The sequence below is a fragment of the Bowmanella yangjiangensis genome, from assembly GCF_017255015.1.
GTDB lineage: Bacteria > Pseudomonadota > Gammaproteobacteria > Enterobacterales > Alteromonadaceae > Bowmanella > Bowmanella yangjiangensis.
The window spans coordinates 280,981-302,910 of sequence record NZ_JAFKCS010000002.1 but is presented as its reverse complement, the minus strand read 5'-3'; the positions used below and the strand labels follow the sequence as shown (position 1 = coordinate 302,910).

The following is a 21,930-nucleotide window of genomic DNA, read 5'->3' as shown; positions in this document are numbered from 1 at the left end:
CCTTTATCCGGCAATAGGATTTGTCAGTTCTCCTGGGCTGTGCTTTTAGGTAAACTTAGCGCCAATATTAAGCTAATGAGATAAAGCCACTATGAGTAAAGTTACCCTGAACACCAACTTTGGTGCTATCGAACTGACCATGTTGTCTGACAAAGCACCTAAGACGGTTGAGAACTTCCTGTCTTATGCCAAAGAAGGTTTCTACGACAACACCATTTTCCACCGTGTTATTGACGGCTTTATGATCCAGGGCGGCGGCATGGAACCTGGCATGCAGCAAAAATCCACCAAGGACCCTATTAAGAACGAAGCCAACAACGGTGTAGCTAACAACCGTGGTACCGTAGCCATGGCGCGTACTAATGATCCACATTCAGCAACCTGTCAGTTCTTTATCAACGTAGCGGACAACAGTTTCTTAAACTTCCGTAGCGAAGATATGCAAGGTTGGGGTTATTGCGTGTTTGCAGAAGTGTCTAACGGCATGGACGTAGTGGATAAAATCCGTAAAGTGGATACAGGTCGCCACGGCTACCACGATGATGTACCCAATGAAGATGTGGTTGTTCAATCCGTTGAGGTGAGTGAATAAGCCATTGATGCAGCCAACGCTATTTATAGCCGATTTGCATCTTAGCGAAGACAGGCCTGATATTACTCAGGCCTTTCTGCGTTTTATGCGCCAGCAAGCCACCGAGGCGCAGGCACTTTATGTATTGGGTGATCTGTTTGAAGCCTGGATTGGGGATGATGACCAAAGCCCGTTTAACCAAGAGGTTAAACAAGCATTCAGGCAACTGGTTGATAGCGGTGTACCGGTATTTTTTATCCACGGTAACCGGGATTTTCTGATTGGCCGCCGTTTTGCCAGAGAAACCGGCATCACCCTCTTGCCCGAACAACAAGTCATCGAACTTCACGGCGAGAAAGTGCTGATTATGCACGGTGATAGTTTATGTACCCGTGATGAGGTGTTTATGGCCTTTCGCAAGAAATCCCGGGGTTGGTGGTGGCCTCGCCTGATGCTGAGCATGCCGTTGTGGTATCGCCGCCGGGTGGCGCGAAATGCCAGGGCCAGAAGCAAACAGCACAATGCCAACAAACCCGAATACATTATGGACGTTACGCCCAGCGAGGTGGAGCGTGTAATGCGCGAAGCAGGCGTATTCACCCTGATCCACGGCCATACTCACCGGCCCGCCACGCATCAGTTTATGCTGGATGGCCAGAATGCTACACGCATAGTGTTAGGTGATTGGTACAACCAAAGCAGTTGTCTGACGGCAGACACTAGCGGCATGTCGTTGTCCAGCACGCCGCTCTAGCGGCGTATTCTTGCTATTTAAACAAGCAAACTATCGACTTTTACGCCACATCCCATCGCCAAAGGCGTCACAAATCCATCACGCAAACTTCATAAAACTGCAAGTTCAGTGTCAAACAGACTTGCTACTTTCTCTTAGATTTCTCAATCCAACTTGATGATTTTCATATTGTTTTGGCAGGACTGCCAGACAGGGAAAGTCACAACAACAACAAACCAGAATAAGAGAGAGGACCCGCTTTATGTTTAATCAGTCGAAACTTGCCGTGAGCATTCGCGCACTACTGATTGGTATCCCCATGATCACCCTGGTCGCCTGTGGCGATGATGGCAACGACGGCAACAATGGTGTTGACGGCAGCGATGGCCTGACCAGCTTGACCAAAGTTGTAGATATGCCAGCCAGCACTGAATGTCCGCACGGTGCTACTAAAATGCAAGCGGGTCTGGATAAAAACAATAACCAACAGTTAGATGATGACGAAGTACAAAGTGAGTCCGTGGTATGTTCTGCCGCAGCCGGCGCTCAGCCATTGGCCGCCACAGCTCGCATTCAGTTTGACAGCGTTGCCGCCCCCGCAACTAACTATGAAAAACGCCAAATTCTGGTAGGCCAGGCCAAAGCCGTAGATGGCAATGAAACCCGTATGCTGGATGTGGGCTACCATATCCTGGCTCGCTCTGGTGACGAGTATGGCGATGTGGCCTTTGGTCAGTTGATCGATAGCAGCGGCCAGCCGCTATTCTCCGAAGACGGCGCACGTAAAATTTCCGACTCCAACGAGTTCACTTCCTTGTTGCCCATCGGCGACCGTTTGTTCTCTGTATCACAAATTGAATCACGCCCTGGCGCCATGTTTATGATGGAACTGGACCAGGACAAGAGCAACGGCGAATTGAGTGTGAAGAAGCTGTGGCAACTGGATATGTCCAACATCAACGGTGGTTGGGTGCATTGTGCCGGCTCAGTTACCCCGTGGAATACCCATTTTGCGTCGGAAGAATATGAGCCGGATGCCCGCTATCTGGTAACAGGACAAGACGCGCTGGATGACGGCTATTCCGCGCCTTTTATGGAATACCATAACAATGACGTCACTAAGTGGAACCCTTACCAGTTGGGTTGGCCTATCGAGATAGAAGTCGATGCCAGCCAGGCCACACCGGCAGCAGAGCTGAGCAAGCACTACTCGTTCGGTCGTCTTGCCTACGAGCTGGCGTATGTTATGCCTGATCAAAAAACCGTGTATATGACCGATGACGGTACCAACGTCGGTCTGTATATGTATATCGCCGATGTGGCGGGCGATCTGACCGCGGGCACCTTGTATGCCATGAAATGGCAACAAACCAGCGCCGACGGTATGGGTGCTGCCAACCTGAGCTGGATTGAGTTGGGCCACGCCACTGACGAAGAAATCCGACCTTATGTTGACGGCAACACGCAGCTTAAGTTTGCTGACATCTTTGATACGGTCGACCCGGTTGATGGCAGCTGCGCCGCTGGTTACACCTCAGTCAACCAAAATGGCATTGGCCAGGAATGTCTGAAGCTGAAAGCCGGTATGGAAAAAGTCGCCTCCCGCCTGGAAACCCGCCGCTATGCTGCCATGCAGGGCGCCACCACCGAACTGCGTAAGGAAGAGGGCATTACTTACGACCCAATCCGTAACAAGCTGTACCTGGCCATGTCTGAAATTGGTCGTGGTATGGAAGACTTCGGTAAAAACGGCAGTGCCAGCAGCTCTTACGACAAAGGCGGCAACAACGACATCAAGATTGGCTACAACCAATGTGGTGGTGTGTATCAGTTGGATGTGTCCGCCGATAACGGTATCGGCTCTGACTATGTGGCAAAAAATATCAGCGGTTTGATTCAGGGTATTCCTGCCGTGGCAGGCATGGCTAACACCGCCGCAGTGAAAGCGAATCCGGCAGAATTCACTAACGGTATGAATGACTGTCATATCGACGGTATCGCCAACCCGGACAACGTCACCTACATGACCGGCCATGACACCCTGATCATCGGGGAAGATACCGGTAGCGGTCACCAGAATGACGTGATTTGGGCCCTTGATCTGCAAACCCAGAAACTGTCGCGTATTCAAACCACACCTTACGGTTCAGAAACCACCTCGCCTTACTGGTATCCAAATATTAATGGCTGGGCCTACCTGACCAGCGTGATCCAGCACCCTTACGGTGAATCAGATGGTGACAAGGACACAGGTACAGGTGAAAACCGCGCCTATACCGGCTATGTCGGTCCGTTCCCGGCCAAGTCTGAATAAGACTTTGGCGTGCTGATATCGACTGGGGGCGCATGCCCCCTTTTTGTGTATTGATAAAGAGATTGACTATGCCCCGCCGTAAATTTTACCCCTTGGTTGCGCTGACATTCTTTGCTGTTATTTGTAATTCCGCTTTGGCCAGCTCAGCGCAGTATGTTAACAAACTCAGCCATGCCACCCCATATATCCCGCCGCAGTGTTATACAGACCCGGTGGTCGACAGCACGCGCACCACCAACCCCTGCTATGCCTGTCACACCAACAGTAAGCGCCCTAATTTGCTAAACGATACCGATGTACAACAAGAATACAGCTTTCCGGAAAAGGCCCTGCTAAATCCCTGGCTGAATATGTACAAGGACAGACAGGCACAGATTGCCGCTATCGCCGATGAGGCCATACTGGCTTATGTGCGAGAGGATAACTATCTGGATGACAAAGGCGAGATCAAGCTCGCGCAGCGGTTAACCAAACAAGCGCTGGCTTTTGATCAAAATGACAATGGCAGATGGGATGGCTATCTGCCGGACAGTTATTTTAACTTCGACCAGCAGGGCTTTGATCGCAGCCCCGCTGGCGATTATACCGGCTGGCGCAGCTATGCCTATTACCCTGTTCCGGGCAGCTTTATGCCCACCAATGGTTCGACCGATGATGTCAGCATTCGTCTGGCCGAGGTTCTGCGCCAGAACGAGCAAGGTCAATTTGACCTGACCGTATACAAAACCAATTTAGCCATAGTTGAGGCTTTGATCCGTGAGCAGGACGTGCCTATCGATCCGGTGGACGAACAAGTATTGGCCGTGGATTTAGACAAAGACGGTCAGCTTGGTGTTGCCAGAAAAATCAAATACGACTGGGCCCCCTTAGAAAAACGCTGGATGAGCTACGTGGGTAAAGCCAGACTGGCACAAAAGAACGGGGATTTACACTTAGCCGCCAAGCTCTTCCCTGAAGGCACTGAATTTTTGCATTCTGTACGCTACCTGGATATCAACGGGCAGCAACAAATAGCCATGGCACCACGTATGAAAGAGCTGCGTTACGCCCGCAAAGACCAGTGGCTGACTTACTATCAATTGGAAGTGATAGTGGCCGATGAGATCAAAGAGCGCCATGATTTCCCCAGTCGCACTAAGTTGCTGCGCGGTGACGCCGAACGCGGTGTGCAGATTGCCCAAGGCTGGACTTACCAAGGCTTTATTGAAGACAAGCAAGGCGAACTGCGCCCACAAACCTTCGAAGAGCATGGTACCTGCGCCGGTTGCCACAGCGGCATGGGAACCCTGGTAGACACCACGTTATCTTTTTATCGAAAACTGCCAGCGGATAACTTCCAGCAAGGCTGGTATCACTGGCAGCAAAAATCCCTGGCAGGATTGCCCGAACCCAGGCGTGAAAGCGACGGTGAATACGAATACAGCTATTACCTCAAGCAAAACCCCACAGGCGATGAATTTCGCGCCAATCAGGAAGTGCAGGAAAAGTTCTTTGATAGCCAAGGCCGCCCTAAAGCGGCGATGTTTGCTCGCTTAAATCAGGATATTTCCACTTTGCTGATGCCCAGCATTGAAAGGGCCCTGGCACTTAATAAGGCCTATAAACTGATTGTCGAAGAACAAAGCTTCCATCAGGGACGCGATGCGGTTCTCACACCGCTGGATAAGGTGCTACATAAGCAGGTTGAGGCTAATCAGCCTACGGGTATCAGTGAAATCCTCAGCGCCTTTTAATCAACGCAGGGCTGTCTTAACGGGCAGCCCGATAACTACCCACAGGGTTAATCGATGGTCAAAAAACATTCAAATAACAGTAGCTTGAATTAAATAAAAAAGTCATCAACAGCTGTTGTGATCTGTGGCTCTTAACCTTCAGGAACAACAACATGCCGATGGCAACTAAAACCAACCCATTTATCCGTCCGCTACTTTGCGGTCTTATGGCCGCCCTGCTGAGCGCCTGTGGCGGCTCAGACTACGATACCCCAGCACCACCTGTCGGCCAAACGCCGGATCCCGTTCCCACGCCCGAGCCCACGCCCCCGACTCAATTTGTATTGGGTTTATTACCCGATACCCAAGGTGGCACCGATGCCCAAGGTCAGGCACATGTGGCCATGCATCCGATGCGCGAAGTGCTCAAGCACCAAGCCGAGAACGGCGTGAATATGGTCATCGCCCTGGGCGACCTCACCGATAATGGCAGCAAAGTAGAATTTGATGAGTGGATATCTGTGGCCCGCCAGTATCGGCAGCAAGGCATTGAATTTTTGCCTGTGATGGGTAACCACGAAACCAGTTACGCCTATACAGTGCAGTGGATAGACAATATGCGTGAGTTTATTCCGGAGGATGCCGTGCATATGCCCGGTTATGAGTGGGTAAACTACTACGTGGTACGCGACAATGTGCTGATTGTTGGCTTGGCTTATTACAATCTGCCCATCGCCTTTCAGTGGATAAAAGACACTGTGCTTAGTCTTGACGATCAGATTGAGCATATTGTAGTAGCCAGCCATGACGGACTAATTGGCGCTAAGTATGGGCAAACCTTGGAGCAAATTGTTGACGGCACCAAGGATGATGGTTGGGTATACGATGTGCAGCCGCAGATTCGCCAGTTCTTTGCCGAGCATGATGTTATCTATGTGCAAGGCCATGAACACCAATACCAGCGTTCATTGATCACCGCCAAAACTACCCTCAGCACCCTGCCTTCCGGCTCAACCCCTACAGGTGGCAACTATAAGATGGGTGCCTATACCCAGATTATGGCCGGTAATGCCTCTTATAAGGGCTACGAATACCGCTTCGGCGAGCGCGAACTGGTGCAGATGGTGGTGGCGCAAAAAAATGCCACCTATGACAAAGGCTCAGAACATTTTGATGTTAATTCCAGCCTGCTCACCTTCACAGGCCCCAGGGTGGATTACCAAAGCTATGCCGCGCCTCATACCGCCAAAAGCAACAACGCCGATCAGCAATTTAGCGCCGACTGGTATCTGATGGACAAATTCTCACGCAGCAACAATCGCTGTGAAACTATGATTTACCCCAACTCCATTCACCATGACACCCGCCCGGTATTAGTCTTCCAAACCCAATACCTGACTACGGACTGTTATGCTGAGGATGGCACTGTTGCCCGCTTAATTGGCGGCAGCAATGATACCTTCAACCGCACCGATACCCGCACTCGCAGCATGTCCTATACGCCAGGGATCAGCCGCGCTGAAAGCCTAATGGACTTGACCCGCTTAGCCTATCAGTGGCTGTTTATTGCCCACGAGTCCTGGACACCCAATCTTAACAGCCCAATGCGGGTAATCCCCGATGAAGCAGAAGATGAATTGCTGATCCCTGAAACCACTGTAGACCTGAAAGAACATGTCACGCTGAGCTGGCTGGATAAAACCGCGGATACCATCACAGATCGTTTGATAATCAGTGGTACCCAGAACCAAGCCGGGCTTTATCAAAGTGCATATGGTGCGGCCAAAGATATTCAGAGCGAAAGCGGATTGCCCATGTCACAAACCGATGGTAGCCATAAGTCTCCTGTTACCTTACCCGACTCGGCAAAGGGCAGTTGGGATATCAGCAATGCCAAAGCCGACAGCTATGTAGTGCAATTTACCGGCCCGGATAGCCTGGAAGCTGACAAGCTGCTGCTGGCAAGCTTGCAAGATGGTCAATGGCAGGCACTGGCCAGCGCCGATTGCCTGATTGAACAAAGCTGGAATGAAGACTGGCTGACCAATATGCCAACCCGCGCTGCGACCTGCCAAAACCAACCATTGGTTGGTATTGATAAAACCTTCGGCAATCGCTGGTGGGCCGTGCTTAACGCAGATATTGAACTGGCGCTGATTAACCGCTAATCAAATAGATAGGGTAAGGGACTACCCTATTGTTCTACAAAGCTGCCGCTGTGAAAACGCAGTTCAGCATCCGGGCTGCTGATAAGTCCGGCCTCTAGAGTACCGAAGTGCTGGACACGGGCACTGATATCTTCACCGGCAATCTTATCCGCCAGAGACAGGTAATCCTGAAAGTGCCGCGCTTCACTGCGAAGCAGCGAAACATAAAAATCCCCTAGCTCTTTATCCATATAAGGTGCCAGCGCGGCAAAACGCTCACACGAACGGGCTTCAATATAAGCGCCGCAAATCAGCTTATCTACCAGTCGCGCCGGTTCATGATTACGTACCTGTTGCATCAACCCTTTGGCATAACGACCGGCACTTAAGTTTTCATAAGCAATACCGCGCTGGTCAAGAAATTCCATAACCTGTTGAAAGTGATGCAACTCTTCTTTGATAAGCAGCACCATTTTATCGATGAGCTCATCACCAAAGGCGAAGTCAGTTTTACTGATCAGCTTTTTAGATAGCCCTGACTGATAACCGCTAAAGTCGCCATTACCAATACGTCGATACACATAGTCTTCATATGGCTTTAGCCATGCTAACAACGCATCACCGCTGTCCTTTTCCACCGCATAAGTGCGAATCAACCACATGGCAGTTTGGGCGGCCTTCAGTTCACAATTAGCATGGTCAATAAGCAAGACAGGTAAATTCTGCGGCTTGGCTGCTTCATCTAACCAGGCTTGGGGGGTCGTGTTGTGCAAAAAGGCATGAATGGGTTCTAACAGACTATTCAACATATATATCAACATCCGGGATCCGACCCCGGCATTTTAACCGCTTTTTTACTGCGGGGCAGAAAAAAACCGGGCTTGCTATTAAGCAACAAAGTGAAAATCTGCAATTTTGTTCGACCTGCTATGAGAGTTGCTTACTCACATAAACAAATGCGTACATTTTTTAATCGATTTAGAAATTACATTCCCCCTACTCAACTTGAGTTCAAAAAGTAACCAACTGAAAAATAGAGAGTTATTTTGTACATAAAATAAACTATTGACGAATCCAATAAGGTCACAGAAACTAATGTTAAATTAATGTTAAGCACATTAATTCATTCCCCGCCCTAAGTCGGGACCAACGTAGCAAACGCCAATGCGCTAAGTGAGGTAGATTATGATCCTGAACCATTTATGGGGTCTTTATGCTCACCCCAGGGAAGAATGGCAGACAATCGAAAAACGTCATGAAAGTCTAACATACAGCCTGACCCACATTTTAATCGTAGCCTTAATTCCAGCTATTACCGCTTACTACTCTGCCGCCCATTTAGGCTGGAGCATAGGAGTAGGCGATGTTATTAAACTAACCGAACAAAGTGCCATGATGATGAGCATCGGCATGTATCTGGCTTTGGTTGCCGGTGTACTAGGCCTGGCTTATCTTGTCCACTGGATGGCACAAACCTTTGATGCCAAACCATCTTTTACCCAGTCACTGGAACTGGCCGCCTACACCGCCACGCCATTATTTATGGTGGGCTTTGCTGCGCTCTATCCAGTATTGTGGTTTGTGATGATGATTGGCTTAGCCGGACTAACCTATTCGGTTTATCTGCTGTATTCCGGGGTTCCAATCATCATGAAGATCCCGGAAGAGAAAGGCTTTATTTATGCCAGCTCGGTGGTGACTTGTGGCCTGGTACTATTAGTTATTATTATGGCTGCCTCAGTTATCCTCTGGAGTATGGGATTTGGGCCTGAATACATGGCCTGAAACTGACCAATAGTAAAAAGCCACCTGTTGCAGGTGGCTTTTTTCTTGGATGAACTGCAACGATGTTCAAATGCCGGTGATTAAGCTTCGCCGTCCAGGTTATGAATTTCCAGATTACACAATTCCATCTGACCTTTTTTATGCTTGGCCTTGTCATTGCGTAACAGATCCAGGCGGTTCAGGTAATCCTGATCCACATCACCGGTAATATATTCGCCGTCAAATACTGAGGTCTCAAAAGACTGGATTTCCGGGTTCTCTTCACGCACGGCTTCTACCAGGTCTTCAATATCCTGGAAGATCAAACCGTCAGCCTTGATCAGCTCACAAATCTCATCAATCTCACGACCATGAGCAATCAGCTCATTGGCTGAGGGCATATCGATACCGTACACGTTAGGGAAGCGAATTTCCGGTGCCGCAGACGCAAAATACACCTTCTTCGCACCTGATTCGCGAGCCATAGTAATAATCTGCTCGGACGTTGTACCACGCACAATAGAATCATCTACCAGCAACACGTTCTTACCGGCAAACTCGGAAGAAATGGCATTGAGCTTGCGACGAACCGATTTCTTACGCTGAGTCTGGCCAGGCATGATAAAGGTACGACCGATATAGCGGTTCTTCACATAGCCCTGACGATAAGGCAGGCCTAGTTCCTGCGCAATTTGCAGCGCGATATCATTGGACGTTTCTGGAATAGGAATAACTACATCAATATCCAGGTCAGCCCATTCGCGCGCAATCTTTTGTCCCAGCTTACGGCCCATATTCACCCGTGATGCATACACGGAGATACCGTCGATAAAGGAGTCCGGACGAGCAAAATACACGAATTCAAAAATACAGGGAGAATGGCTGGGGTGATCGGCACATTGCTGAGTAAACAGCTGACCGTCTTCCGTAACATAAATCGCTTCGCCAGGCGCAACGTCACGAATAAAGGTAAAGCCGACGACATCCAGCGCAACGCTTTCAGAGGCCACCATGTACTCGTCACCAAATTCCGTTTCGCGCTTACCCAGCGCCAGAGGGCGGATACCGTGGGGGTCACGAAATGCCACCATACCGTTGCCGATAATGGCCGCCACTACGGCATAAGCCCCTTTGATTTTGCGATGCACACGGCTGACGGCATTGAACACATCTTGTGGCTCGAGGGTAAGGCCTGAGCCTTCCTGCAACTCGTGAGCAAAAATGTTCAACAGCAACTCAGAATCAGAATTCGTGTTGATATGGCGACGGGCAATACGGAACACTTCTTCTTCCAACTCGTGGGCGTTGGTCAGGTTGCCGTTGTGGGCAAAGGCAATCCCAAAAGGAGAATTCACATAAAAAGGCTGGGCTTCTGCAGAGCTCGATGAGCCGGCAGTCGGGTAACGGGCATGGCCGATACCCAAATTCCCCGTCAAACGCTGCATATGACGGCTATGGAATACATCACGAACCAATCCATTGGCCTTACGCAAGTTGAACATGCCATCGTCGACTGTGACGATACCAGCAGCATCCTGCCCACGGTGCTGCAATACGGTCAATCCATCATATAAAGCCTGATTGACCGGGCCTTTACCCACGATACCTACGATACCACACATGCAAGTTACCTATATTTTCCAGCGCATCATGCCATCAGGCGTCGATGCTCAAGGGTTTAAGAAACTGGAATGGTTCTGCAGGTATTCGAAGAACCATTCGATGACAATACTGAATTCCGGGATCAGGACAGATTGCTGCCACCACTGTGCTTGTGCGAAGCCGGTGAATGCGTCCATAAAAAACAGTAGTGCACTAACCACCAGCGCACCACGAAGCAAGCCAAATACCGCACCTAAAGCACGATCAGTACCGGATAGACCGGTGTATTGGACCATCTGGCCGATAAGATAGTTTAACAACCCACCTAAAATCAGTGTGGCAACAAATAATATGGCGATAGCAGCACCGTTGCGCAGTACCTGATCGGATATGTTATCCAGATAGACAGCTAAATCGGCATAAAACTGACTGGAAATAAAAAATGCGGCGAACCAAACGGCGAGAGAGACAGCCTCTTTAACAAAGCCCCGAACCAGGCTAATCAGAGTAGAAAGCAGGATGATGCCGATAATGCAGTAGTCGATCCAGTTCATGCCGTATGTCGATGGAAAAATGCCGCGCGCATTCTAGCAGAAGCCAGTTTGAAAATCTCCTTTATTCCTAGCTTCAACTGCCAAAGGCGCAGTGCAAAAAATACAAAGGGCTGAATCATTCAGCCCTAAACTCGGTAATTTTACCCTGCAATGCCGTCAGCTCTTTAAGATGTGGCAAGGCTTTCTCTAATTTGTCCCGTTGCAGATCCGGCCCAACAAAGACTTTGGTCAGCTCCCCTGCACTGGTTTTAATCTTACGGCTGAAAGTGCGATACCCGGCCGCCTCCAGTTTGTCGGTAAGCTCCTTAACATTTTTCTGATGGCGGAAGCTACCTAACTGCACAACCCAACCCGCGCTCACCACCTCAGGTTTACTCTCGGCAGGTCGCTCAACTTGCTCTGCGGGCTGTGTTGCAACCTGCACAGGAGGGGCTTCTTCAGTTGCAGCCTCGACAGGATCATCTTCGGCCACGTCCTCCACCACCTCAACCGTTCGGCTGACCCGCTCACGCACTTCATCCAAAGGGAAGGATTGTGTTTTTGACACAGGCTCCTGAGCAGGACGTGGCGGCACAGGCAAAAAGGTATCTTTGTGCGATACCTTTTCACCATCAAGCAGGTCAGGCAGAAAAATTACCGCCAGCGCCACCAGGATGATGGTACCTACCAGACGATTCTGGAATGCTGAAGACAAAACGACCTCCCGGATTTGGCTGTTATCTGAGTTTACTGAACGCTGGGTTCCAGTACCTCAGCCACCGTGAAAAATGAACCAAATACTACCACCAGATCCTCCGCCTGTGCATTTTGCAGAGCTTGTTGGTATGCATGCTTAACTGATTGGCATTCTAGCACTTTTTGTCCCTTTGGCAGCAAGTCAGCCAACATCTTTGAGCTGGCACCGCGAGGGCCACCCAGTGGCGCCAGATACCAGTTCGGTGACAACGCTGTAAAAGGCAACAGACAGGCTTGAATATCTTTGTCTTTGAGCATACCGACCACCAGATGCACCTGCTTGGCACTAAAGCCTTGGACTTGCTCCAGCAAGTAACCGGCAGATTGTGGATTGTGGGCCACATCAACCAACACGCTGGGATGTTCGCCAACCATCTGGCAACGTCCAACCACTTTTACTTCGCTAAGCAGTCGCTCTACATCTAACGACGGTAGCTTTCCCAGACGTTCCAGCACACAAAGCGCGGTAGATACGTTGGCCGCGGGAATGGCGGGTCTCGGACCACAAAGACTGATACCAGCATGGCTCTGCCAGTAAAAACGCCCATCCTCCAGACGGTAAGAAAATTCCTTACCCTGCCAACTGGCATCCAGATTCAGTTTACTGACAATCTCCGGCAAATTCGCCGGTGGCTGAGCATCACCTATTACGGCTACGCCATTTTGACGGAAAATACCGGCCTTTTCGGCCGCCACTAACTCTCGGGTATTCCCCAGCCAATCCTGATGGTCAAGGTCAATAGTGGTGATCACTCCGATATCCGCATCCAGTATATTCACCGCATCTAATCGCCCACCCAGGCCCACTTCTAAAATAGCAAAATCGGGCTGACGCTCTGCAATCAAGACCAACGCAGCTAAGGTGCCAAACTCAAAATAGGTCAGACTAATCTCACCACGGGCCTGCTCGACTCTGGCAAATGCCTGGCAATGCGCGGCTTCACTAAGCATCTGTGTGTCACATCGCAAGCGTTCGCGGTAATCCAGTATATGCGGCGAGCTGTATACACAAGTGCTGTGTCCTAGTTGCGTAAGCGCCTGCTCAAGGAAAGTACAGGTGGTACCTTTGCCGTTTGTACCGGCTACGGTGATAACTGTAATCTGACTGAAATCCAGCTTCAGACGCGCAAAAACGTCCTGCGTCCTGGCCAGGCCCATATCGATGGTAGAGGGATGAATAGATTCTAAGTATTGCAACCAGCCTTCCAAACTGGAAGGCTGGTTAAAAGATGGGTGAGACATAAATCAGTTGGAGTGATGCAGTTTGTCGAGCAGACCAAAGAGTCGGTCACGCATTTCGCGGCGGTCAACGATCATATCGATGGCGCCTTTTTCCAGCAAAAACTCACTGCGCTGGAAGCCCGGTGGCAATTTCTCACGTACGGTTTGTTCAATAACCCGAGGACCGGCAAAGCCAATCAGCGCCTTCGGCTCGGCAACATTAACGTCACCCAGCATAGCTAAACTGGCGGACACACCACCCATAGTCGGGTCGGTCAGCACCGAGATATAGGGCAGGCCTTTTTCGCTCATTTTCGCCAGTGCGGCACTGGTTTTTGCCATTTGCATCAGCGACAGCAAGGCTTCTTGCATACGCGCGCCGCCGCTGGTTGAAAAACACACCAAAGGGCAATTGTGTTCCAAACAGGCTTCAACAGCCTTAACAAAGCGGGCTCCGACCACAGAAGCCATAGAACCGCCCATAAAGGCAAATTCAAAGGCGGCCACCACCACGGGTTTGCCGTGCAGTTTACCCTTCATCACCACTAACGCATCTTTCTCGTTAGTGGCTTTTTGTGCCGCCACGATACGATCTTTATACTTTTTGGAGTCTTTGAATTTAAGAATATCCTGCGGCTCTAAATCACCGCCCAGCTCCACACGTTCACCCTGGTCAAGAAAACTGTCAATACGCGCCCTGGCACTGATGCGCATATGGTTGTCGCACTTAGGGCAAACTTCCAACTGACGTTCCAGCTCCTGCTTGTACAGGGTTGCGTTACACTCTGAACATTTAGTCCATACCCCTTCAGGCACATTAGCCTTAGCGGAAGATGACTGTTGAGTACGGGGAAGTATTTTCTGAATCCAGCTCATGAAACCGTTATTCCTGCTGTTATGCAACGCCCTGCGCTGCCTGATAATTTGGTGGCCGACACGCTTGCCGCCTGGTCACACGCCCTAATCAAGGGGCATGTTACCTATAAATTTGCGCTATTAGAGCATAAATCCTGGTTCGACCAAAAATATTAACTGGTCTTAGAAGTTAAGCACCCTGCTTATCCAAGCTGAACAGGCAAGAACAATGGACCTGGTACGACAGCAGGCAACTGATACTCATCTGGATAACTCACATCCACTAAGTATAGCCCGTTCGGCTTGGCCGTTGCTGCAGCCTGGCTACGGTCTTTGCCAACCAGCAAGGCTTCCAACCATTCTACATGACGCCGTCCACTGCCAATTTCAAGCAAGGAGCCGGTAATATTACGCACCATATGGTGTAAGAAGGCATTAGCTTGAATCTCCAGCACCACATAATCCCCAAATCGGTGCAGGGCTACATGCGTAACATTACGAAACGGCGACTTAGACTGGCAGATAGCGGCACGGAAGGCGCTGAAATCATGCTCGCCCAGCAAACATTGTGCGGCGCTATTCATGCGCGCTACATCCAGTTGGCTATGGTAGTGGGTTACACCCTGGCGTAAAATGCCGGAGCGCAATGGATGGTTATAGATAACGTAACGATAACGTCTGGCGGTGGCAGAAAAACGTGCGTGAAAGTCATCCGGTACTTGGGTTGCCCATTTAACCGCAATATCATCTGGCAACGCGGCATTCATTCCCAGCGTCCAGGCACGCATGGCGCGTGGATTATCTACATCAAAATGCACTACCTGTCCGGTCGCATGCACGCCAGCATCAGTGCGGCCGGCACAGGCCAGTTCAATGGGTTGATCAGCAATACGGCTTAAGGCGGTTTCCAGTTCCTGCTGAACGCTATTAACTTCCCGTTGGCGCTGCCAACCGTAGTATTTGGAACCGTCGTATTCAATGCCCAGGGCAATCCGCATGCCGCTACTCCACCATGAAAAGTGGCCGGAGTATATCAGGAATATACCAGGCGGTTAAAACCTCTCAATCATCAAAGGATCAGGCTAATGCCTGCAGAATGTTCTGGGCTTCACGTTGCAGCTCATCGCTGCCTTTATCGATAACCTGTTGCAGCAATTCAATGGCTGAGTCTTTATCATCCATTTCCAAATAGGCGCGGGCTAGGTCAAGCTTGGCACTCATACCGCTGTCTTCGTCCACATCAACCCGGTCTTCATCATCTTTGACACTGGCGTACTGGTCGAGATCCACATCCAGGTTCAGGGCTTTTTCGCTTTGCGGCTCTTCTTCAGCCTCGACACTCTCACTTAGCAGCGCATCGATATCCAGAAAATCGTCTTCGGATTCCGCCAGGGGTTTTGGCGGTTCAGGATCCTGCAGATGCTCATTCAGCAGGGCTTCCAAATCCAGCTCTTGTTCCTCGTCAGCAGCGCTGCTATCTGCAACCTCCTGCTGCTCGGCTTCTTCGGCCGCATCCGCAGACTCAATGGACTCCAGCATTTCATCGAAATCAGAAGACTCCAGCTCATCCAATAACTGCTCATCTTCCTGGACAGGCGCAGCATCCGGGCGCTTTTTACCTTCCAGCCAATCTCCCAGCGCCGGCAACTCATCCAGCTCTTTGGCTAATTCATCAGAAGACAACGACTCATCCGCCATGTCGGCCAGTGCCTGCTCAAGGGCATCATCGTCGAGAATCTCATCTAAACCGGGTTCATCAGCCTGTGTCGTCGGATCATCAATTTCATCTGAATCTTGCGGCTGCGCATCAGCAACACTCTCCGGCTCGACGGGTGAGTCTTCCTGTTCGAAGGCTTCCAGTGCTTGCTCAAATTCTGCCAGTTCATTTTCAAGCGGGTCAGGTTGCTCATGGGCAAAATCTTCGGACAGCATAGCGTCCAGTTCTTCAGCCTGCTCCGAAGACAAGGCTACGTCATCAGTTGTCAGTTCATTTTGCGGTTCAATGTCGTCTGGCTCTGGCTCTGGCTCTGCAACAACAGACAGTAGCTCATCAGCCTCGTCCATCTGCACGTATTGTTCATCGGCTAGCGGCTGCTCGGCTTCCAGTTCATTTAACAGTTCATCTGACAGGTCATCCATTTCCGATGACGGCTGCGCTTGCAGTTCAGGTTCTGCTTCGTCGGGTTCATCGGAGAGTAACTGTTGCTCTCCTTGTTCAAGCTCAGCAAGCAGCTCATCGGCCAAATCATCTTGCAGATTATCGGCTTGCTCCAACTCCATCAGCAGTTCATCGGTTAAATCATCCAGTTGCTTACCCTGACTGGCGATTTCATGATCCAACTGCTCAATTAACTCATCACTCAGTGACTCATTCTTGCTGAACTCATCCAGGTCGAAACCGTCGTCATCCGCCTGTGGCGTTTGCGCCATTGGCTCATCCAGCAGCTCGTCGATGCTTATCTCTGGCTTTTCATCAGTTTTGCTTGAGGCTAATTGTTCTTCTAAGGCGGCGTCCCAGTCATCTTCAACAGATTCAGCGGCCGGCGGCGTTTTCACATCTTCCACTACGGAGAGATCGATGGACTGCCCGTCATCCAGATCACTCACTTCATCGAGCAGCTCCTGCTCCTCACCAAACAAATCATCCAGCTCACTTTGGTCAAGCAGGCCACCACCAACGTCCGGCTCAGGCTGTCTGACTTTTTCTTCAGGTACCAGCATCTCATCCGCGAGCTCCTGGAAGTCATCAAACTCTTCGCCTAAGGCTGCATCCAACGACTCTTCCAACTCGTCGGTAAGCACATCATCAAGCAGCTCTTCACCAAATAGATCTTCGTCATTGTCTTCCTGCTCCAGCTCACCGGACAGTTCATCGGCCAGGGCATCCGACAGGTCGTCCATGGGACTGTCTTCGATAACAGGCTCAGGGGCGGGAGCTTGGGTTACAACAGGTTCGGGTTGGCTGGCTTGATTGCGACGGCGTAACCAAAAGGCTAATCCGCCAAGCAGCAACAGGGCCGGCACCATGGTTGCGCCAATCAAGGTTGCGGGGTTGTTCAACCAGCTTTGCTGACGCTCGGCTTCCTGTTGGGTTTTGATTTCGCGGGAAAAATCCACCAGTTCATTTTGCTGGGCTAGTAATGAAGAAAGCTGTGTTTTGTCCTGCTCCTGGCTTTGACGTAAGGCTTCGATATCTTCATTGACTTTGTCCAGGCGTTTCAGCACCTGATTATTTTCATCCAGCAAGGCCTGCACTGAATCAATAGAGGCGGCAATTTGTTGCCTCAGGCTGTCGAATTGTTGGCGGTTTTCCTGATCGATATTGCTAAGCTTTGCCTCGATGGCCTGACGAGTTTCTGCCAGTTCATCGGTACTGGCAGCATTCTTGGGGGTAACCAGGCTGCTTCCGGGCTGCGGTTCGGAACTACTGCCACTGTTATCGGTGCCTGGCTTCTTCAGTGCCAGTTCATCAAGGTCGGCTTTTTGCTTAGCCAACGCCGCATCAATACGGGCGATATACTGCTCGCTGGGCAAGCGCAGCATGGCACCGTCTACCATTAAATTCAGATTTTGCTTTTCAAAGGCGTTGGGGTTGAGTTCGTAAATGGCCACCATGACCTGATACAAAGTCAGCGATTTATTCTGACGATAACGCTGGGCAATACGCCACAAGGTATCTTCTGAGGTAATAGGACCGTAAACAACACCGGAGTATTCACGGGTAGCGTTCTTTGGGCCTTTAATTTCAACAGACTGAGCGTGGCTGGTCAGCGACAGGGTAACGGAGAAAAAACTTGCTAAACAAAGCATCAGCAACTGTCGTATTCTCATATTTGTCCTTCGCCGCCCCAACAAATCACCCGCACAGCTCGTACTTAGCGCAGATTTAATAGTTATCACTTTTTATAAGTAACCCGCCGGATTACTACCACTCTACAATGCATCAAGAAAAATACAGCAAGTTGCATTCCAACACGAACTATAAACCAGATACTAACCCTGATCCATAAAGCCAACTACTCCATATCGGCCGTATTTAAGCTATTTTAAATACAAAAAAGCCCGGAACAGGGTTCCAGGCCTTTTTTATTCAGACTACCGGCAATTACATGTAATCGCGGATCAGCACTTCAGCAATCTGCACACTGTTAGTCGCGGCACCCTTACGTACATTATCAGATACCACCCACAGGTTCAGACCGTTGGGATGAGTGTAATCTTTACGAATACGTCCGACGAATACCTCGTCTTTACCACTGGCATTGCCAACCTGGGTTGGGAAGTCTTCACGCTCACGCATCAACGTAATACCAGGCGCATCGGCTAACAGCTCTTTGACTGCTTCAGCATCAATAGGCTGGTGAGTTTCTATATGAACGGCTTCACCATGACCATAAAAAACCGGCACACGTACAGCAGTGGCATTCACCATAATGCTGTCATCACCCATGATTTTCTGCGTTTCCCAGTGCATCTTCATTTCTTCTTTGGTGTAGTCATTGTCCATGAATACATCAATCTGCGGAATCACGTTAAAGGCGATTTGGCGGCTGAAGGCTTTTGGCGTTACTTCACGGCCGGACAGCAAGTCTGCGGTTTGTCTGGCCAACTCTTCCATCGCTGATTTACCTGCACCACTGACCGACTGGTAGGTGCAAACATTGATACGACTGATACCAAAAGCATCATGAATGGGCTTCAGGGCCACCAACATCTGAATGGTTGAACAGTTTGGATTGGCAATAATATTACGATTGCGGAAATCTGCCAGCACATGGGCATTCACTTCCGGTACCACCAACGGAATGTCAGGCTCGTAGCGGAACTGTGAGGTATTGTCGATAACCACACAACCGGCCTCTGCGGCAATGGGAGCGAACTTTGCAGACACACTGCCACCGGCTGAGAAGAAACCCAACTGCACCTGTGACCAATCAAAGGTGTCGGCGTCCAGAACTGTCACGTCTTTACCCTTGAAACTCACCGTACCACCAGCAGAGCGAGAGCTGGCCAGTGGGTAAAGTTTGTTAACCGGGAAATCCCGCTGTTCAAGGATTTCGATCATATGCTGGCCTACCAGGCCGGTAGCACCTAAAACGGCAACATCAAAGGCTCGTGACATTTTCTGTTTAATCTCCTTAGTTGAGGTCAAGCCTGACGATCAGCGGTGCTGATCAAAGAGTATCCGGCTTTGGACTAAAGCCGAGCCCGCAGATTGCCTTTTTCACCGCAGAATTTCCAGCACTAACTTGCAATGCAGCAAATTCTCTTCGAATAGCATAGTGCCTGCGGATATATTCAAAGCCGCCCGGCTTGTTTACCAGGGTTCTGAACTGCTGATCATCGCGACGAATGTCGTACACGCTAAGCACCATATTCGCCACATGTTGCTGCTCCAGACTAGCAAGCGATACAGGAGCAAACTCAGATGCAGGCAGAACCGAGTTCAGCGACAGTTCACAAGGTAAATCAAACAGCTCAGCCACCTGTTGATAAAGCATCCAGGTGCCTCTGGCCTTACCTTCCAGGGTATGGCCGGCAATATGGGCGCTGGTCAGCGCGACATAAGGCAATAGCTCGGTCAGAATATCAGGCTCGTTTTCCCACACGTCCAGTACAGTCGTAAATTGTCTGCCTTGTTGATACAAACTAAGTAGCGCCTGATTATCCAGCACTTCACCCCGGCAGGCGTTGATCAGCACTTGCTGGTCAGTCAGCGCATTTAAACGGTGTTTATCAAACAGCAAACGGGTGGGATGCGCTCCATCCTCCACCAGCGGCACATGCAAACTGATAATATCGCAGGCCATAATGGCATCGATATCGACCATCGGCCGCTTATCGCCCTGGGCCTGCAGCGGCGGGTCGCACAACAGGGTGTTAACCCCAATGGCCTTTAGTTTAGCGTCCAACTGGCTGCCTACATGCCCGGCACCCACTATACCCACCTGCTTGTCTTTAAGTTGCCAGCCTTGCTGCTGTGCCAAAACAAACAAGCTACTTATCACATATTCGGCCACCGCAATGGCATTGCAACCTGCAGCAGAACCATAGGCAATACCGCGCGCTTCTAGCGCAGCAAGGTCCATATGATTAGTGCCGGCTGTGGCCGTACCTACGTATTTTAAATTTGGGCAGTGACTAAGCAGCCTCTCATCCACTTTGGTCGTAGAACGCACCAGCAGGATATCGGCATTAGTCAGGCTTTGCGGATCCAGATTACGGCCGCTAAAGAAATGTAACTCTCCCCACCCGGCAAAATACTCGCGGGCGTACAACAGGGAATCTTCACAATAGATATGCATGGGCAAAACAGGCGGACGACAAAGTCCGCTATTTTGCCCACTTATGCTTGAATTACCAGTCCGATCTGAGGGTTCAGGCCGCCTGGGAGGCTGGATTTTTCGGTTTAGTGCGACGACGACGGCGACGATTCGGCTCGCCGCTCGGGCGCTCACTGCCCTGTTGTCTGGGTTTTTCGCCCAAACGACGACGAGGTGGGCGCGCTTGTGGTTTTTCCTTTGGCTCAGGCACAGCGTTAGGATCTGGCTCAAACCCCTGAATTACCACTTTAGGCAGCTCCCGTTTAATCAGTTTTTCAATGTCCCGCAGCAGTTTGTTTTCATCCACGCTCACCAAGGATACCGCTTCGCCAACATTGCCAGCGCGACCAGTACGACCAATGCGATGCACATAATCTTCCGGTACATTAGGCAGCTCGAAGTTAACCACATGTGGCAACTGATCGATATCCAGGCCACGGGCGGCAATGTCAGTGGCCACCAGCACTCTTACCTTACCGGATTTAAAATCAGCCAGCGCCTTAGTACGCGCGCCCTGGCTTTTATTGCCATGAATAGCCGCCGCAGTAAGGCCGTCTTTTTCCAACTGCTGAGCCAGACGGTTAGCACCATGCTTAGTGCGGGTAAACACCAGCACCTGCTTCCAATTATTGGAGCCAATCAGGTAAGAAAGTAACTGGCGTTTCTTATCTTTATCTACCGGGTGGATAGTCTGGGCAACCGCCTCGGATGCGGTATTACGTCTGGCCACTTCCACCAACACAGGTTGGTCTAATAGGCCATCAGCCAGAGCCTTGATCTCATCAGAGAAGGTAGCTGAAAACAGTAGGTTCTGGCGCTTGGCGGGCAGTAATTTCAGTACCCGGCGGATATCGTGAATAAAACCCATATCCAGCATACGGTCCGCTTCATCTAATACCAGAATTTCCAATTTAGACAGATCCACATTGCGTTGATTAGCATGATCCAACAAACGTCCAGGGGTGGCTACCAAGATATCCACACCACGTTTTAGCGCCGCGGTTTGCGGGTTAATGTTCACCCCACCAAAGATCACTGCACTGCTCAGTGGCAGATATTTACCGTAATCAGCGACACTGTCGCCCACCTGTGCCGCCAGTTCACGGGTTGGCGTTAAAACCAATGCGCGCACCGGTTTTGCCCCCTGCGCGGGGCGCAATGCACTTAAACGTTGTAATAAAGGTAAGGTGAAACCGGCGGTCTTCCCCGTACCGGTTTGTGCCGCCCCCATCACATCGCGGCCATCCAGGATCACCGGAATGGCCTGCGCCTGAATAGGGGTTGGCTGGCTGTAACCTTGTTCGGAAACAGCACGAAGCAGTTCGGCCGACAGGCCAAGCTCGTCAAATGAATTCAAAATTGTACTCCGTAACCGGCCTACTCAGTGCAAAGGCACTGA

General features: G+C 50.4%; 17 protein-coding genes. 6 read left to right on the top strand and 11 right to left on the bottom strand.

The genetic code is table 11. From position 1 onward, the window contains the following. Positions 1 to 91: 91 nt before the first annotated feature. The 5 genes from J0A65_RS03805 to J0A65_RS03785 all read left to right on the top strand — a co-directional run bounded on the left by J0A65_RS03805 (position 92) and on the right by J0A65_RS03785 (position 7,498). Positions 92 to 592, top strand: a complete 501-nt coding sequence (locus tag J0A65_RS03805) for a peptidylprolyl isomerase (protein ID WP_206592793.1) — start codon at positions 92 to 94, stop codon at positions 590 to 592. A 7-nt stretch (positions 593 to 599) separates the two neighbouring features. Beyond that, positions 600 to 1,325 (top strand): UDP-2,3-diacylglucosamine diphosphatase, encoded by a 726-nt coding sequence (gene lpxH / locus J0A65_RS03800; RefSeq protein WP_206592923.1) that lies wholly within the window; start codon positions 600 to 602, stop codon positions 1,323 to 1,325. 241 nt (positions 1,326 to 1,566) lie between these two features. Continuing rightward, positions 1,567 to 3,618, top strand: a complete 2,052-nt coding sequence (locus J0A65_RS03795) for an alkaline phosphatase PhoX (RefSeq protein WP_206592792.1) — start codon at positions 1,567 to 1,569, stop codon at positions 3,616 to 3,618. 68 nt (positions 3,619 to 3,686) lie between these two features. Next, positions 3,687 to 5,351, top strand: coding sequence for a hypothetical protein (locus J0A65_RS03790; protein ID WP_206592791.1), 1,665 nt, complete (start codon positions 3,687 to 3,689; stop codon positions 5,349 to 5,351). Between the two features lie 152 nt (positions 5,352 to 5,503). Next, positions 5,504 to 7,498, top strand: a complete 1,995-nt coding sequence (locus tag J0A65_RS03785) for a metallophosphoesterase family protein (RefSeq protein ID WP_232849713.1) — start codon at positions 5,504 to 5,506, stop codon at positions 7,496 to 7,498. A 26-nt stretch (positions 7,499 to 7,524) separates the two neighbouring features. Here the strand turns inward: J0A65_RS03785 and miaE are convergent, their stop codons facing one another. Next, a complete protein-coding gene (gene miaE, locus J0A65_RS03780; RefSeq protein ID WP_206592790.1) occupies positions 7,525 to 8,298 on the bottom strand; it encodes a tRNA isopentenyl-2-thiomethyl-A-37 hydroxylase MiaE in 774 nt (257 codons plus the stop codon). A 364-nt stretch (positions 8,299 to 8,662) separates the two neighbouring features. On the opposite strand from miaE, the gene J0A65_RS03775 reads away from it, so the two are divergent. Continuing rightward, positions 8,663 to 9,262, top strand: a complete 600-nt coding sequence (locus tag J0A65_RS03775) for a Yip1 family protein (protein ID WP_206592789.1) — start codon at positions 8,663 to 8,665, stop codon at positions 9,260 to 9,262. A gap of 80 nt (positions 9,263 to 9,342) precedes the next feature. On the opposite strand, the gene purF is transcribed toward J0A65_RS03775, so the two are convergent. The 10 genes from purF to J0A65_RS03725 form a co-directional block, all read right to left on the bottom strand. After that, positions 9,343 to 10,863 carry an amidophosphoribosyltransferase gene (gene purF / locus J0A65_RS03770; RefSeq protein WP_206592788.1) on the bottom strand — a complete coding sequence of 507 codons (1,521 nt, stop codon included), beginning with the start codon at positions 10,861 to 10,863 and terminating at the stop codon, positions 9,343 to 9,345. Between the two features lie 48 nt (positions 10,864 to 10,911). Continuing rightward, positions 10,912 to 11,397 carry a CvpA family protein gene (locus J0A65_RS03765; protein WP_206592787.1) on the bottom strand — a complete coding sequence of 162 codons (486 nt, stop codon included), beginning with the start codon at positions 11,395 to 11,397 and terminating at the stop codon, positions 10,912 to 10,914. Between the two features lie 115 nt (positions 11,398 to 11,512). Continuing rightward, positions 11,513 to 12,091, bottom strand: a complete 579-nt coding sequence (locus J0A65_RS03760) for an SPOR domain-containing protein (RefSeq protein WP_206592786.1) — start codon at positions 12,089 to 12,091, stop codon at positions 11,513 to 11,515. A gap of 32 nt (positions 12,092 to 12,123) precedes the next feature. Then, positions 12,124 to 13,374, bottom strand: a complete 1,251-nt coding sequence (folC, locus tag J0A65_RS03755) for a bifunctional tetrahydrofolate synthase/dihydrofolate synthase (RefSeq protein ID WP_206592785.1) — start codon at positions 13,372 to 13,374, stop codon at positions 12,124 to 12,126. 3 nt (positions 13,375 to 13,377) lie between these two features. Further along, on the bottom strand, positions 13,378 to 14,229 hold the full coding sequence (gene accD, locus J0A65_RS03750; protein ID WP_206592784.1) for an acetyl-CoA carboxylase, carboxyltransferase subunit beta: 852 nt from the start codon (positions 14,227 to 14,229) through the stop codon (positions 13,378 to 13,380). Positions 14,230 to 14,411: 182 nt separating this feature from the next. Further along, the gene (gene truA / locus J0A65_RS03745) at positions 14,412 to 15,206 is read right to left on the bottom strand and encodes a tRNA pseudouridine(38-40) synthase TruA (protein WP_206592783.1); all 795 of its coding nucleotides are present in this window, start codon (positions 15,204 to 15,206) and stop codon (positions 14,412 to 14,414) included. Positions 15,207 to 15,285: 79 nt separating this feature from the next. Continuing rightward, positions 15,286 to 18,039: a FimV/HubP family polar landmark protein gene (locus tag J0A65_RS03740; protein WP_206592782.1), complete on the bottom strand. Its 2,754-nt coding sequence runs from the start codon at positions 18,037 to 18,039 to the stop codon at positions 15,286 to 15,288. 274 nt (positions 18,040 to 18,313) lie between these two features. After that, positions 18,314 to 19,330, bottom strand: coding sequence for an aspartate-semialdehyde dehydrogenase (locus tag J0A65_RS03735; protein ID WP_206592781.1), 1,017 nt, complete (start codon positions 19,328 to 19,330; stop codon positions 18,314 to 18,316). A 52-nt stretch (positions 19,331 to 19,382) separates the two neighbouring features. Continuing rightward, positions 19,383 to 20,513: a 4-phosphoerythronate dehydrogenase gene (locus tag J0A65_RS03730; protein WP_206592780.1), complete on the bottom strand. Its 1,131-nt coding sequence runs from the start codon at positions 20,511 to 20,513 to the stop codon at positions 19,383 to 19,385. Between the two features lie 73 nt (positions 20,514 to 20,586). Next, positions 20,587 to 21,888: a DEAD/DEAH box helicase gene (locus tag J0A65_RS03725; protein WP_206592779.1), complete on the bottom strand. Its 1,302-nt coding sequence runs from the start codon at positions 21,886 to 21,888 to the stop codon at positions 20,587 to 20,589. Between the last annotated feature and the right edge of the window lie 42 nt (positions 21,889 to 21,930).